Raw genomic sequence first — 13,912 nt, forward strand, 5'->3', positions numbered from 1 at the left:
CTGCGGAAAGTACCCGCGTACAACGAGCCTGGGCTGCCGAGAGGGCGTCCGAGGCGGTGCTACATCGCCAGCAGACCAGTCAGCCCGGCACCGTAGTCCTAATTCGTTTCTCCAATGCGCTGCGGCCGTTGATCGTCGGGATCACCTGAGATCTCGCCCTTCGGTCTCAAGCGCCTCGGCGAGGCCCAGGGCGCCCGTCTCGGAGAGAGTATCGATGATGTCTAGGCAGCGGCTCCGCTCGTCGGGCGTGCCCTGCCGGTAGAGGCGCGGTACGAGCGAGACCAGGTGATACCCGATCGCTGCATCCCTCGTCCTGATGTCGCCTATCCCGTCTCTGGCGCGCTCGACAACGAGCGCGCATGCGTCGATCGCCGCCGTTGGCAGAATTCCGGCGTGCGCGCCGAGAGCGGTCACCAGGTCCCGAATGCTCTCCGGGAAGGCAGGGCTATGGATGACAGTTGCGATGAGTACGTTGGCGTCCTCCGAGTTGAGCTCGGCGATACCGCGCAGTGCAGCCGACGCTTCAGTCCGCACGAGTTTGTCAGGGTCGTTGAGCAGCTCGATCAGCGGCGCGAGCGCGTAGCCGGGTTGGGAGGCGAATGTTGCGGCTGCTCCTTGGCGGGCCTCGGTAGGCAAGGTATGGACAGTCCTGGGAAGACCGGGACTGAGAATTCCCCGGACCCACGCGATTGCCCAGGTTCTGCCTGCGTATCGGGCCACAGGTGCGGGCCCTTGGAGGGCGCGCGCCAACTCGGAAGCGAAGCGCTCGGGTGCACGGATGAGCGCGTCGATTAGCAGCCGGTTGGTGGTGCCCGCGTTGTGCACCCGTACGTCGGGGTGGGATAGCAGCTGCTGGGCAAGATCCAGGGCAGTGTCCTGGTCGTGGTTCATCATGGCTCGGACGGCCTCGGCCGCACAGGTGCGTACGGCGAGGACGCGGTCGGTCGCCAACGAGGTGATGGTCGGCGCAAGCGCGGTCAGATGGCGGTCACTGCGGAACAGCAGAGCCGCGATCGCCAGTGCGGCCCGTCCGCGAGTCGAGTTCATCCCCGCCGTGAGGATGGCTTCCTCGTCATCCCGGTCAAGTGCGGTGTCGGCCTGGGGATGGGGGTCGGCAGCGAAACGGCCGAGAAGGTCCGTCAACTCGGGGTGGATACGAGTGGGCGACGCCTCGATCGCCTGGCAGATGACTCCCGCAGCCTGAGCTCCGGCGAGCTGGAACGCCCGCAGTACCAGACCCGCCAGACGGTCTTCATCGAGGGAGGGGGCGGTCCTGCTAAGAATTGCCATGATGTAGTCAGATGGCAGGCTGGGGTCGAGCGTGAGGGCGAACGCGGCGAAGCGTTCAGGATCCCGCTCCGCGCGACGTCCCAAGGTCTGAGCCAGTTCATACGGACCGCCCGCCCCAAACGGACGCTCTTTCCGCGCGTACTTGCGCAGCGCGCGCCGCCACTGTTCATCAGTCATACGCGCGGCCGCGTCATCGTGAATCGGCGAGCGAATGAAGTGTGCGGTTACCGGTTTCGGCCGGGCGGGAAGCTGACCGGAGAACTTGCGTTCCCACTCCTTAAGCCTGCGGCAGACAACCTGATTGTGCCGATGGGGCGCGATGGCCGACAGCAATTCGTACTGGGACCAGCCCCACGCGCTGGGATATCCCTTCTTCCGCCGGAGCTCCCATGCAGGGTAGTGCGCGAGCAGCGTGTTGATTAAGCGTCGCATGGTGTCTGCCGCACATCGGGGGGTGGCGGCTTCGATGAGCTCTCTAGTGGCCCAGCGAGGGCTGTCCAGCCATCCTAGAGACAGGTGACCTTCATCAGAGAGCAGCCACCGCAGCACCTGATCCGGGGCGTCCATCACGGCGTACACCCGACACGCCAGGAAACGTAGCTCCTGCACCGGCTCGGTGGCGAACTGGGAGAGCACGCTTTCCGCCGCCGAAGGATTGGGCGCGACCAGAGCTCGGAGCGCCTGCTCGAGTCCTTCGAATAGCGCTGCGTCGACCGTGTCTCTATCGATGTGATTGTAGGCCCAGCGGCTCCCGGCAAAGGGAAGTCCGGCCATAGACCGTGCGCTCGCCCTAGCCACTGTAACTACGAAGGGAAGAACCTCATCAGCGAAGGTACGCGGCGCACCGGCAGCGACCTTCGAGATGACCGTGGGCGCAGTTTGCGAGTGGACACTCAATTGGCCCGAGTCGAACGGGTCGCTGGAACCGCCCGCCTGTGCTAATTCCAAGGTCCGCCGTAGAAACGCACCCATAATGCGCGCTGTTGCGGCGGGGGCGGATTCAGCCATCTCGTAGAGCAGGCTCCAGAAGTCGCTGTTGATTGCAATCGGTCCTCGAACGTCGTCGAGGTGCCCGCTCTCGATAAGGTCCACGGTAAGGTTAGCCAGTTCCGCGGTCAGCGACCACGCGACCAGTCCGCTCAGCCGAGATCGCCAGTTCAGGTCATCGCCGATGTACGGCCGGACGAGTTGTTCGACGCGGCGGGCGCGGTGCCGTGCGACGGGGACGAGTTGCTGGAAGGCGAGGTCGACGGTTTCTTGGTCGGCCAGCCATCGCTCCCAACGGCCTTCGTGGTCTGCGGCGTCGAACCATGCCGGATGGGCTAGCAGCGCCCGGACCTTGCCCGCCGCGTTGGCGCCGCTCCACGCGATCGGCTCGATCGCCCGCCAATCCGCGACCGTCGGTTGGATCCCGCGCAGAACGGTGACAACGACATCCTTAAGGTGGGGGCGGATCTCCTCTGAGGCAGCGAGCTGGGCTGCCGTCGCCCGGAATTGCGCCGGCTCCCTCGCGTGTAGGTATTCGAGGATCTGCCGCGTCTGCGCCCTGCGAAACAGGAACTGCCCGGACTCCACTAGGAACCTGTGGAGGTCGCGGTTGGTCGCCACGAACGCTTGGGCGAACAGGAAGTCGAAGTATGACTCGTGGAAGAAGCCAATCCGGTGCCCGTCGCGGGCTAGGGCACCGTCGGAGACCAGCGCCTCAACGTGCTCGGGAGGAAAGGGGAGCAATACCTGGGTAGGAGCCGTCAGTGTCTCGTGGTCGTTCATGTGGTCGATGAGCGCGCTGGTGATACCGAACCAGTCCAACCCAGGGACCCGACGGGCGATCTCAGTTCGGCGCTCCTGTGTGTACTGCTCGTAGAGTTCCTGCAGGGTGCCGTAGGCCGTGGGGCGGCTGTCATGCGCAAGACGGCTGAAGACCGACAGATGCAGCGGGACTGTGAGCAGCTTGATGGTCACGGGGGTGAGGTTGTCCGGATCGATTCCGTCGCTCGAGAGGATCGCCCTGACCGCCTGCTCCTCCAACTCCTTCAGCGGGAAGCGGGTGACCCTCGGCTCGCGTATCAGCGCTGACAGGCGCGGGTCCCTGTCGATGTCGACGGTCCGCGCGACCAGCAGTGCCTTGACGTTCGGCGCGGTCAGCAACTGCTCCAGTACTTCTGCGACCGATTCGTAGGCCTCCGACATCCGTCCGGCGTAGTGGCTGACAGCGTCCAATTGATCGATCAGGAGAATCCCAGGACCTCCGTCGGCGACGCCCGCAAGCAGGATCGCCGGTGACTCTGCTAGGCCCATGTGCTGGCCCAGTGCGGCGGCGGTCTGCGTGCTCGTCTCCACCGAGTCCATCCGCACGGCGGCGGCGGGCCAGCCCTGTGCTGTGAGTAGCGATAGGACCTCTGCGGCCACCGTGGACTTCCCCATCCCGGCGTCGCTCTCGCAGATCACGATCTGTGGGCCCCCCTCGGCTTCCAGCAGCTCTCGGAGCTGCGTAGCGTGTGGGCGCGGGACCACGCCGAAGCCTGGGATGACCCGCTGGGTGCGTCGTGAGAACCGCCCGACCGTCTCGGCCAAGGCCGTAAGCGTGTTGCTATCTCCGGCAAGCAGACGTCGGCGGATGCCCTTCGCCGCCAGGTGGCTCCATATTTGTGGACCGCTGATTCGCTGGTTTATCTGATCGACGAAGATGCCGTGCAGTACACCAAGTGCAGTCTCTGGGTCGCCCTCCACCAACGTTTCATAAGTCACGGAGACCAGGCGGCGTAGTGACTCCGGGGAGTGATGTTCCACGTAGATAAGCCGCAGATGGTGCCATCCGGTCTCCTTGCTAACCGACCACAAGCCCGTGAGGGAACCGAAGTCCGGTCGCTGTTCCTGCGTGAGAACGCGCTCGAATTCCACCAGGCTTTCGGCGGCACGGGCCCGGGAGCTCAGCTCGCGCAGCTCACCGGCATCAGTCGACAGGATCAATCGGACGTTTTTGCCCTCGGCGAGGTGCCCGCCTACTGCGGTAAGGACATCTTCCAGGCGTCGCAGCGTCCACCGGCCGCCAGCGGGGGCGTCCTTGACCTGCTCGCACCAAACACCGTCGGGTCCCTCAATTTCGAACTCGATACCTTGGCCCGCCGGTCCGAGGGGCTCCAGCCACATGCGGGATGCCCGGCCGCGGAGAAGGTCGGCCGCGCGGAGCGCGGTCCACCACTCTTCGTACCGGTTGCCCAACTTGTCGGCGGCCCCGCCTGGCAACGGCATCTGAACACCTCTCAGCTTGCTGTCAGCATCCAGTATTGAGCACCTAAAGACCTACGCAGCGACTGAGTGACCCGACGGGACGCTGCGCGGTGGGCGAAGCCGCAGCGGCATAGGGCGCGTTGGGGCGGGGGTCGCCGTGCGGGCAGGCCGGCATGCTGGCTCCAGTGACGGTGGGAGCCGGACGGTCCCAGCCCGATCGTCGAGCCGGACGGTCAGCATTGCATAGGGGCTGCGCCCGCCGGCGGTGTTGGTGCCGACGTGTCGAGCGGGTGTGGTCCGGCTCAAGTGCTCGGCAAAGTGCTCGACAATGCCTGCGGTCTTGGCTGGACGCCCTAGAAGTCGGCTTACGCCGGCAGCTGTGCGTGCGTGTCTAACTGAGTGACAACGCAGGGGTACACGAGTGCACTCCCGCGAACGTTGGCGTACATCTCGCCGCTGGTGGCAGCAGTGTTCGGTGTGATCCGAGAAGCATGATCATTGCCTGGGGGTCAAGGGGTCGCAGGTTCAAATCCTGTCGTCCCGACAGACGAAAAGGTCTGTCGATCTGGGAGTGATCCCAGTTCAACAGACCTTTCTTCATGTCGGCCGGCTGTCGTGCGTGGCTACACCGCTCGCAGCCGGGGACCATTCGTGGGACCGGCGCGCTGAGAGATGGGCAGTCAACGCCTCTCCGGTGTCGGCGATCGAGCGCGCATCCGGGTGAAGGTACCGCTGCGTCGTACTGAACGACCCATGACCGGCGATCTTTCTGAGCACGTGCACCGGCACGCCGGCATCGGCCATACCCGTCAAGCCGGTGTGCCGTAGGTCGTGGCGCCGAAGGTGCTCGAAACCAAGCTTGGTCACCACCTCGTCCCAATGGGTCGGGTCTCGAAGCACCGCGGTAGTGATTCGCCCGCCATGAGGCCGGTGAACCGCCGAGCGGCAGAGTCCGAGCCGACCGCCCCAAGCCGGCGAGCGACCAGCTCCCGAACGTCAGCGATCAATGGGACGGTACGAGCCGGGCTGGAGCTACGCAGGGCCGTGCGAAGGCTAGCTGCCGGGACGCCAGGGTCCGGAGGATCGCTCATCGCCGAAAGACACTGGCCGAGTTGTCCGGCGTGCCGATCGGCTACTTCAGCGATGACGAGGAGGCGGAGCCGACCATGTGGCGGAGTCTTTTTTGATCGGCGAATCCGGTTTCAGTCGTGAGGCGCTTCGACGACTCAGACCACGGCCGGCCGCCGACGGTGGGATCGTCAAGGCCCTTCTGCAGCTTGGGGGCGTCGACCTGTTCGACGTGCGTGCCCGGCGGTGGCTGGTGATCGGCTCATCGTCTGGCTGATCGCCACGTTCGAGACCTAAGCTGGGCCACATGCTGGCCATAGTGAGAGAAAGCACGGTCTCCGCCCTATGTGACATGGACTGAAGTTGGGCGCTCTCCTTCTGGCGCTGACCACGGTCATCAGGTTCACCTTGCGCGACCTGAAGGTCTTCACCAGGGCCTTCGACGAGGTGGTCGCGCCGCTCGTGGACAAGGCCGTCAACCCCGGCGAGCGACAACACGTGTGCGAAGCACTGCGGGCCACCTCGCTCAAGGTCGGCTTTCTCCTGTCGACGTACGCCATGACAGTCAGGAAGCCGGGCCGCCCCGATCTCTTCGTCCTCGGCGGCGCGATCGCGCGGCTGTACGACGACCTCATGGACCATTCCGGCCGGCCCGACCTCGACGGCGGACTCGATGTGCTCTTCAGCGGAGGCCCCTACACTCCCCTGACCGAGTTCGACGCCCTGCTCCACGATCTTTACCAATCCCTGGCCCTACGCCTCGACCTGCCCGAGGACGCTCTGCCGCACGTGACGCTCAGAGCGTTGCACGGCTACCAGAAGTTGTCCCGCGAACAGAAGAACCCCGCTATCCGCGAGGACCTGCTTTGGGAGATCACCCGTGGAAAGGGCGCCACGGCCAATCTGCTCCTGCATACGTTGGCCCATCCGTACATGGCCGCCCGCGAACAGGACCTCCTGAAGGATCTCGGTGTGACCCTGCAAATGCTCGACGACCACTTCGACCGCGACATCGACCGCGCGGCCGGAATCACGACTCCTGCGACCCGGGGGGAGTCGCGCCTCCCGGAGGTGCGCCGCCGTCTTCGCACCACCCGCGCGACGCTGCACGACTTGTACAGCCGGACGGGTAGCCGGCCCTATGTCGGCGCGCTCTACGCCATGCTGGCCTGGGCCTACCTTTCCCGGTTACCTCACCCGAGGCGCCTCACGCGTACGTCATCGGCCCGGACGCCGCTGCTGGTCTTCGCCCGGCGCGGAAACGGGGTCATCAGCCTTGTTCCCCACGAATCGGGTCCCCGGTGCGCCGACTGATCATCACTCTTTTATGGTTCCTGCTCGCCGCCGGCGTCGTTGTGGGTGCCGTTGCTCTGCTGCTCGGTAAGGACGTCGAGCCCGCGGTGGCTCTGGTCTCAGCTGCCGTCTCGGCCGTCGCGCTGCTCGTCTCTCTGCGCACCTCCAGCCCGGCCCGGGGGAGCGCAGCCGAACGCGCCGAGAAGCTGCGCGTCAAAGTACGCGCGCAGGCGACCCGTGAATCGGGCAGGCGAGGCATCTGGGAAGGCCAGCCCATGGTGATCCGCTGGCGGGCGACCGGCCTTCGGGCGGCCGGGGGCCTGGCCGTCGAGCTGCCCGCCGCGGGAGACTCCGGCGAGCTCATTACCGGCTTCACACGCAGCCGGGTGCCCAAAAGGCTGGTGGTGACTGGGGAACCGGGATCGGGGAAAACCAGCTTCGCGCTGCTTCTCACCCTCGCGATGACCGAACCGGCGGCAGCGGCGCCGGTGCCGGTCACGCTACCGCTTTCGTCGTGGTCACCGGAGGAGACCCTGCATGCGTGGATCAACCGCCGCCTCCTGCTGGACTACGGCTTTCTCGACGACAGCAGGAATGGCTCCCGGGGTGGGCCGTCCCCGACGGTGATCGAGCTGTTCGAGCTCGGCCTGCTGCTTCCGATCTTTGACGGCCTCGACGAACTCGCGGAAGAGCGCCGGGCGCCCGTCCTGGCGACGCTGAACTCCGATCCGTGGAGCCGTTCGTTCGTCCTCACCAGCCGGACCGAGCAGTTCACCCCGGACCTGGCACGCCTCTTGGACGGGGCGCTGGTCACCACGCTGCAGCCGCTGGACGCCCACGTGGCCGCCCTCTATCTGATCGACCGCGACGGAAGCGAGGCCCTCGCACCGCTTCTAGACGAGCTGACCACTCGTCCCGACGGAAAGGTGGCCGCCGCGCTCAGTACCCCGCTCATGCTCTTCCTGACTCTCACGCAGTACCGGAACAACCGCCCGCTACCCGCCGACCTGCTCACCGACGGCAGCCGTCTCCGCATCGAGCGCCACCTGGTCAGCGCGTTCATCCCCGCCGCGCTGACCGGGCCAGGGGCGAACCCGGCCACGTGGAGACCGGCCGTCGCGCAGACCACGCTGCGCTTCCTCAGTGAGTACCTCCACGACTCGGGCTCCGGGGACCTGGCGTGGTGGGAGATGCACCGCGCTGTCCGCACGCGCGCCTTCTTTCCGATTGTCCGCGTCATCGGAGGGGGTGTGGGCTGTGCGATCCTCGGTGCGATCCTGTTCGGACTGTTCGGTTTGCTCCAGGTCGGCCTTGCGCTCGGGTTCGCCGTAGGATCGGCGGCCGGCCTCGTCCTTACTCTCGTCGGCCCCGACGCCCCACGTCGGTCGGCGCCGAGCATCCGCGACAAGAAGAACCCCCGGCGCTCCCTCTATCGCAGCATCGGTTTCGGCGTGGTCGGCGCAGTCATGGGCGGAATCGACAGCGCCCTCCTCTTCGACGGCATGTCGTACGTCGTGGCCCACGCTCTCATCTACGGACTGACCTTCGGCATCGCCCGTTCACTGCACGAGGAGGCCATTCCCAAGGAAGCCGGTACCCCCGAGGGTTATCTCAGCAACGACCGGAAGGCGACGGCCTACAGTTGGGGGCTTGGCGCGCTTGCGGGAGCCCTCGTGGGCGGGATCGACGGTGCGTTGCTAGGCAGCAGGTTGTCCCACAGCCTGAAGGAGGCACTCCAGACCCACCACGCGTGGGGCCTCGGCCTCCCCACCTGGCAGCAGGCCATCCTCGGTGCCTTTGTCAGCGCCCTGGCGTCCGGCGGCGGGCTTGGTCTGATGTCCCAGGCGTCCAGCGCCTCCGCCCGCTTCGCCTCCGCCCGCCTGTGGTTCGCCTTGCGTGGCCGCGCCCCTCTGCGCCTGATGCCCTTTCTGGAATACGCCTACGACCTTGGCATTCTGCGCCGATCCGGCCCGTACTACCAGTTCAGACATCAAATGATCAGCGACCATCTTCTGGCCGCCACTTCTCAACCGGCCAGCGGTCCAACCCACGGTGCGGAGCTGTCGAAATAGCCGGTGTCGAGGCTCCCAGCGGGAGCCAACCCGGCCAGAGCCTTCAAGAACAGCTCAGCGTGGTTGCCAACTTGATCGTCACGCGCGGTCTGGGGGTGCGGCCATCGGCAGGTTCACCCGTACCTGAGGCGGCGGGCCGGTCGGCGCATCAACCGGGAGCTCTTCAGGTTCAGGATCGGTTGTACGGTGCTGTTGGCTCGTCACGTGACCTCGCTCTTCGGGGCCGACCATGTGCCGCACGCACCTGGCTTGCCCGAGCGATATCCCTTTCAGCCACTTCAGTCGTGTGGACCGCCGGCCGTGATGGCCGTACTCGTGGCTGAGGGTCTTGGACACACAGCCGGCAGCGGAGGGGCGCAGCATGTATTGGGGGATCAGTACGCAGTAAGTGGCGGTCCCGCCGCACCCAGCGCCAGGCCAGGACGGTGATGAGTGCTGTGGCGGACATCTCGACGACGCTGTAGGCGATGTAGTGGCCCATCGGTGGTCCCACGGTCAGCGACCAGATCTGAGTCAAGGTCATCACGGTTCCCGCTCGTGCGGATCGCGATCGTCGACGACGACCCCTTGGTGCGGATCGGCCTGCGCGCCATTCTGTCCAGCGAGCCCGACTGGGAGGTGAGCGCCGAAGCCGGCGATGGCCAGGCCGCGCTCGCCCTCACCGGCGGCTCCCCGCCCCCCGACGTCGTCCTGATGGACATCCGGATGCCGGGCATGGACGGCCTGGAGGCCACCCGCCGCATCACCGTCGCGAAGGACGCTCCCCGCCTCCTGGTGCTGACCACGTTCGAGGTTGACGCGTACGTCTTCGACGCGCTTCGAGCGGGTGCGAGCGGTTTCGTACTGGAAAGGTGCCGCCGAAGGAACTGATCGAAGCCGTCCGCGTCGTCGCCTCGGGCGAGTCACTGGTCTTCCCCGCCTCGACTCGCGGCGTCATCGAACGCTTCGCCGTACGCACCGGGAGGCCACTGCCGGAGCTGTCGGAACGCGAACAGGATGTCCTCCGGTCGCTGGCGCGCGGGCGGTCCAACGCGGACGCGGGATCGAGTCCGTGGCGTCGTACGGCTTCCCGGCGGGCTTCACCCTCTCCGGTGGCGGCTGGATGCAGGTCACCCCACCGGGATCGGACGCCCAGGTGTCAGCCAGGTACTTCGACGGCCGCCGGTCCCTGACCATGAACGTCCAGTCGTGGTCTGAGGGGATCCTGTCGCTCACCCGCAAGCCGGCGGTGACGGCGGGACAGCGGTACAAGTTCTTCGCCCGGGTGACGACCGCCACCTCCGGTAACGTCAAGCTGCGGCTGTCGTGGTACAACTCCTCCAACGCGCCGATCTCCAGCAGCGACAGCGCGACCTACGCCCTCAACTCCAACTGGCAGGAGTACAGCGTCTCGGCGGTCGCTCCGACCGGCGCGGCCACAGCGCAGCTGTCCGTGGTCAGCCCGTCCGGCCAGACCTTCGCTTACGCGCTGGACAGCCTGCAGCTCGACCACTGCGACAACGGCAAGACCACCGACGGATGTCGGCTGGACGGTCTCCTGCCCTCCACTTGACCCTCTGGACACCGCCGCCGTCCTCCGGAGGCGTCAGACGCGGTGAACGCCTCCCTCCGCCGCAGAATCCTGGCAGAGGGCAAAGCCGTCGTCGGACGTACCGAGCTCCACACGGGGACGCCGTCCGTGTGGCTCAAACTGACCCTGCTCAACCTCTTCATGACGGAGGACGAAGTCGACAGGGTGCTGCACGTGATCGGTTCGGCCGGGCGCCTCGAAGAGGGCCCGGTTACCCGACCTTGCGCGGCGTCATGCGTGGTGCGCGCGGTGCCGATCTCCTGATGGCGCTTGTATGTCCGGCCTGCTGCAGATCCCGCGCACGCTCGCCGGGGATGCCACCTCAGAAATCGGCTCAGTCCTCCGTGCTCGACGGCCGGCCGCCTTCACCTCGGCCGTCCGGTTCGGATCGGCGAGTCTTCCCCAGGAGGAGGTCTTCTCCTGGACGTGACCCCATCCCGAACGCAGATGGTGAGACTCGTGGATTCATCCGCACAAGGAGACCCGCGGCGTGTCGGGGAGGTACCGATTCCAGTCGAGTTCCACCCGGCTGGCGCACGTGTGGTGGATCACTCGGGACAGGTTGGGGTCCACCTGCCACAGGGCGCCGCTTTCGGAGTTGAGGACCAGCAGTTCGCCGGTCGCGGACAGCAGCCGGGGGCGTGTCAGCGGCAGGCCGTCGAAGTGGAGGGACAGGACGACGGCTCCTGAGGACAGGTCCCACATTCTGATCGAGTCGTCGTCCAGCGCGGCGGCCGTACGGCCCTGCGGATCGAAGACGACCCAGGTCGGAGACCCCATGCCGTCGACGTGGACCATCGTGCGCGGCGACCTTGGGTCGGTGGCCTTCAGCACGGTCAGCTTCCCCGATTTCGTTCCGACCACGGCCACCGTCCCGGCGGGCCCGGCGTAGGGATACACCACGTCTGGGGTGCGCATAAGGGTTGCGATCCGCGCACCGTCGAGGCTCCACAGCTCGACGGCGTACTGCCCGCCGTCGCGGCGGGTCAGCACGATCCCTGAGCCGTCGGGGACGAGCGCTGCACCCTCCACGTCCCTGGCCGGGAGCCGGCGAACCGATCCATTGGCGACCCGCCACACCACGGTCCTGCGGTCGGTTCCCGTGGCGACCAGCAGTCCGCCGTCACGGGTGAGGTCGTTCACTATCGGGAGATCGTCCGGTACGGCGATCTCTCGTGGATGGTCAGGATCGGAGACGTCCCACAGATGGAATCTGGTAGGCGCGTGCCAGGTGAGCAGGCGGCGTCCGTCGGCGCTGCTGCTGTAGAGGAAAGCGCCACTGGGCAGGACGCCGCCGGGCCGCCAGGCGGTGCCGTCCCGGCGCCAGAGTCGATAACCGGAGTACTTGCCAGACCGAACGGTCCGGGGGGTGACGGCGACCCGGACGGACGTGTCCTGGTACCCCTCACCGAGGATCCTCGCCCCCGCTGCGGCGTGGGCGAGGATCAGCGCCGCACGGGTCTCGGCCGTGGGGCTGATCCGGTAGGCGGCCAGGGCGAGCGCCGCCGCGTCGCGCGGCTTGGTGAGCAGGAGGGCGCGGGCGGTGTCGGCCGCGCGCAGGCTGATGGCCTCGTTTCTCCGGTGGTCGGCTTCGCTTTTCGCCGTGACGGCCAGGCCGACGGCTCCCGTCAGCAGGACGACGAGAACCGACAGGGCGGCGATGAGCACTCTGAGCCGGCGTCGCCGTCGGCGTCGCCTGGTTTCGCGGAGGCTCTGCGCCGTCAGGCCGGCGTCGAGGAAGTCACGTTCGACCGGGTTGAGCCGGTCGCGTAGACGGTCTATCGCGGTCAGGCGCTCACCGCGCCACAGCAGGTCGGGATCGCGGCCATGCGCCTGCCAGGCCGTGGCTGCCTCGGTGACCAGGCGATGGGCCCGCAGAAGGTCCCGGTCTTCGGCGATCCAGGCGGCCAGCCGTGGCCACGCGCGCAGCAGCGCCTCGTGGGCCAGTTCGGCGCCGTGGTCGTCCACGCTGACCAGCCGGGCCGCGGCGAACCGCTCCAGCGGGCCGTGCGACGCCCCCAGCTCGTCGCGCCGAAGCCGCCGTTTGGTGTCCTCGGTGCCGTCGCCGGGAGTGACCAGTCGCAGGAACATCAGCCGGGCGGCGTCCCGCTCGCCGCTCGTGAGCTGCTGGAAGGTGTGCTCGGCGGTGCGCGCCAGGGCGTGCTCGACGCCACCGACGTCCTGGTAACCGGCCAGGGTCAGCACCATGCCCCGGCGGCGCCGCCAGGTCTCGGCGAGCACGTGCGACACCAGCGGCAACGCCGACGGCTGCCCGGCGACGTCCGACATCAGCCGGGCGAGCAGGGTGGACTCCACCGAGGCACCCGCCCGGGCCGCCGGCTCGGTGACGGCGCGGCGCAGCTCGTCGGGCGACATCGGGCCGACCATCAGCTGAGCGCGGTACAGGGCGGCGACCAACTCGGGGTGGCGGCTGCAGTGTCCGTAGAAGTCGGCGCGCACGCCCAGCACCACCCTGCGGCGCGGAGAGGCGGCGGCCGTCAGCGCCCGCACCAGCCACAGCCGGTCGTCATCCGCGCAGAGGGTGAACACCTCCTCGAACTGGTCGACGATCAGCAGCAGGTCGTCGCACGCCTCGGACAGCAGGCCGCGCAGGGCGTGCGGGTCGGTGGCGAGTCGCTCACGGACGTGGGCCAAAGGCTGGTCGACGAGGCCGGCCACGACGGTCGCCACCTCCGTGACCGGGTCGGAGCCCGGGGTGAGGACCAGGACGGTGCGTTTTGATTCGGCGGCCAGCCCGGCGCGCAGCAGCGACGACTTGCCGGCGCCGGAGGCGCCGAACACCCCCACGAACGGTCGCTCGTCCACCAGGCGCGTCAAGGTCTCGGTCAGCGCCTCCCGGCCGAAGAACCGGTCGGCGTCCTGGACCTGGTAGGCCGCCAGCCCGACGTACGGCGACGACGCCTGCTCCTCCGCCGTGGCGTCGGAAGCGGCCAGCTCCCGCCACCGCTCCCGCCACGCCTCGACATCGCCCTCGCAGGCCGCGACGAACGCCACCGTCACCGCGAGGCTCGGCAACCTCCGCCCGGCCGCGGCCTCCGACAGCGCCGCCGCCGAATAGCGGGCTCGCCTGCCCAGTTCCCGGTACGACGGCTGTCCGGCCTGCCGCCGTAATCGCCGCAGATCACCGGCGAACCGAAGCAACGGCGTGTCCTCGACGCCCAGTTGACGTTCTTGACGTGGCACTGACCCCCCTTACGCCGACATCGTCGCAGGCGATCTTCATCACCGTCGGCAAGAGCTCGAAGTTGTACTTCCTCTGACATTCGAGCCGGGCCAGATGTTCGAGGTTCGTTGTTCAGTTTCCGGCGGCGAACCTGAACACGCCGCCTGCCCCTAGCGTCTGGCTCACTCCGCTCCCGATCGATCG

8 protein-coding genes are annotated in these 13,912 nt (G+C 67.4%); 5 read left to right on the forward strand and 3 right to left on the reverse strand.

The genetic code is table 11. From position 1 onward, the window contains the following. Window positions 1-141: 141 nt before the first annotated feature. The gene (locus tag ABZU32_RS08905; protein WP_354919173.1) at window positions 142-4,542 is read right to left on the reverse strand and encodes a hypothetical protein; all 4,401 of its coding nucleotides are present in this window, start codon (window positions 4,540-4,542) and stop codon (window positions 142-144) included. Window positions 4,543-5,118: 576 nt separating this feature from the next. Continuing rightward, the gene (locus tag ABZU32_RS08910) at window positions 5,119-5,421 is read right to left on the reverse strand and encodes a tyrosine-type recombinase/integrase (RefSeq protein WP_354919176.1); all 303 of its coding nucleotides are present in this window, start codon (window positions 5,419-5,421) and stop codon (window positions 5,119-5,121) included. Window positions 5,422-5,997: 576 nt separating this feature from the next. Here ABZU32_RS08910 and ABZU32_RS08915 point away from each other — a divergent pair. From ABZU32_RS08915 to ABZU32_RS08935, 5 genes are all read left to right on the forward strand, one after another. Next, on the forward strand, window positions 5,998-6,903 hold the full coding sequence (locus ABZU32_RS08915) for a class 1 isoprenoid biosynthesis enzyme (protein WP_354919179.1): 906 nt from the start codon (window positions 5,998-6,000) through the stop codon (window positions 6,901-6,903). Beyond that, on the forward strand, window positions 6,891-8,954 hold the full coding sequence (locus ABZU32_RS08920; RefSeq protein ID WP_354919182.1) for a hypothetical protein: 2,064 nt from the start codon (window positions 6,891-6,893) through the stop codon (window positions 8,952-8,954). Before ABZU32_RS08915 ends, ABZU32_RS08920 begins: the two co-directional genes overlap by 13 nt. Window positions 8,955-9,491: 537 nt before the next feature. Continuing rightward, window positions 9,492-9,824, forward strand: coding sequence for a response regulator transcription factor (locus tag ABZU32_RS08925; protein WP_354919185.1), 333 nt, complete (start codon window positions 9,492-9,494; stop codon window positions 9,822-9,824). A 181-nt stretch (window positions 9,825-10,005) separates the two neighbouring features. Then, window positions 10,006-10,506, forward strand: coding sequence for a hypothetical protein (locus ABZU32_RS08930; RefSeq protein ID WP_354919188.1), 501 nt, complete (start codon window positions 10,006-10,008; stop codon window positions 10,504-10,506). Between the two features lie 42 nt (window positions 10,507-10,548). Next, window positions 10,549-10,788: a hypothetical protein gene (locus tag ABZU32_RS08935; protein WP_354919191.1), complete on the forward strand. Its 240-nt coding sequence runs from the start codon at window positions 10,549-10,551 to the stop codon at window positions 10,786-10,788. Window positions 10,789-10,989: 201 nt separating this feature from the next. On the opposite strand, the gene ABZU32_RS08940 is transcribed toward ABZU32_RS08935, so the two are convergent. Beyond that, window positions 10,990-13,728: an NACHT and WD repeat domain-containing protein gene (locus tag ABZU32_RS08940; protein ID WP_354919194.1), complete on the reverse strand. Its 2,739-nt coding sequence runs from the start codon at window positions 13,726-13,728 to the stop codon at window positions 10,990-10,992. Between the last annotated feature and the right edge of the window lie 184 nt (window positions 13,729-13,912).

The sequence above is a fragment of the Sphaerisporangium sp. NPDC005288 genome, assembly GCF_040607475.1.
GTDB classification, from domain to species: Bacteria; Actinomycetota; Actinomycetes; order Streptosporangiales; family Streptosporangiaceae; genus Sphaerisporangium; species Sphaerisporangium rhizosphaerae.

What these genes read in the sequence shown, in the direction of transcription:
- ABZU32_RS08905 (WP_354919173.1), bottom strand. Translation starts at nt 4,542, where the DNA reads ATGCCGTTGCCAGGCGGGGCCGCCGACAAGTTGGGCAACCGGTACGAA.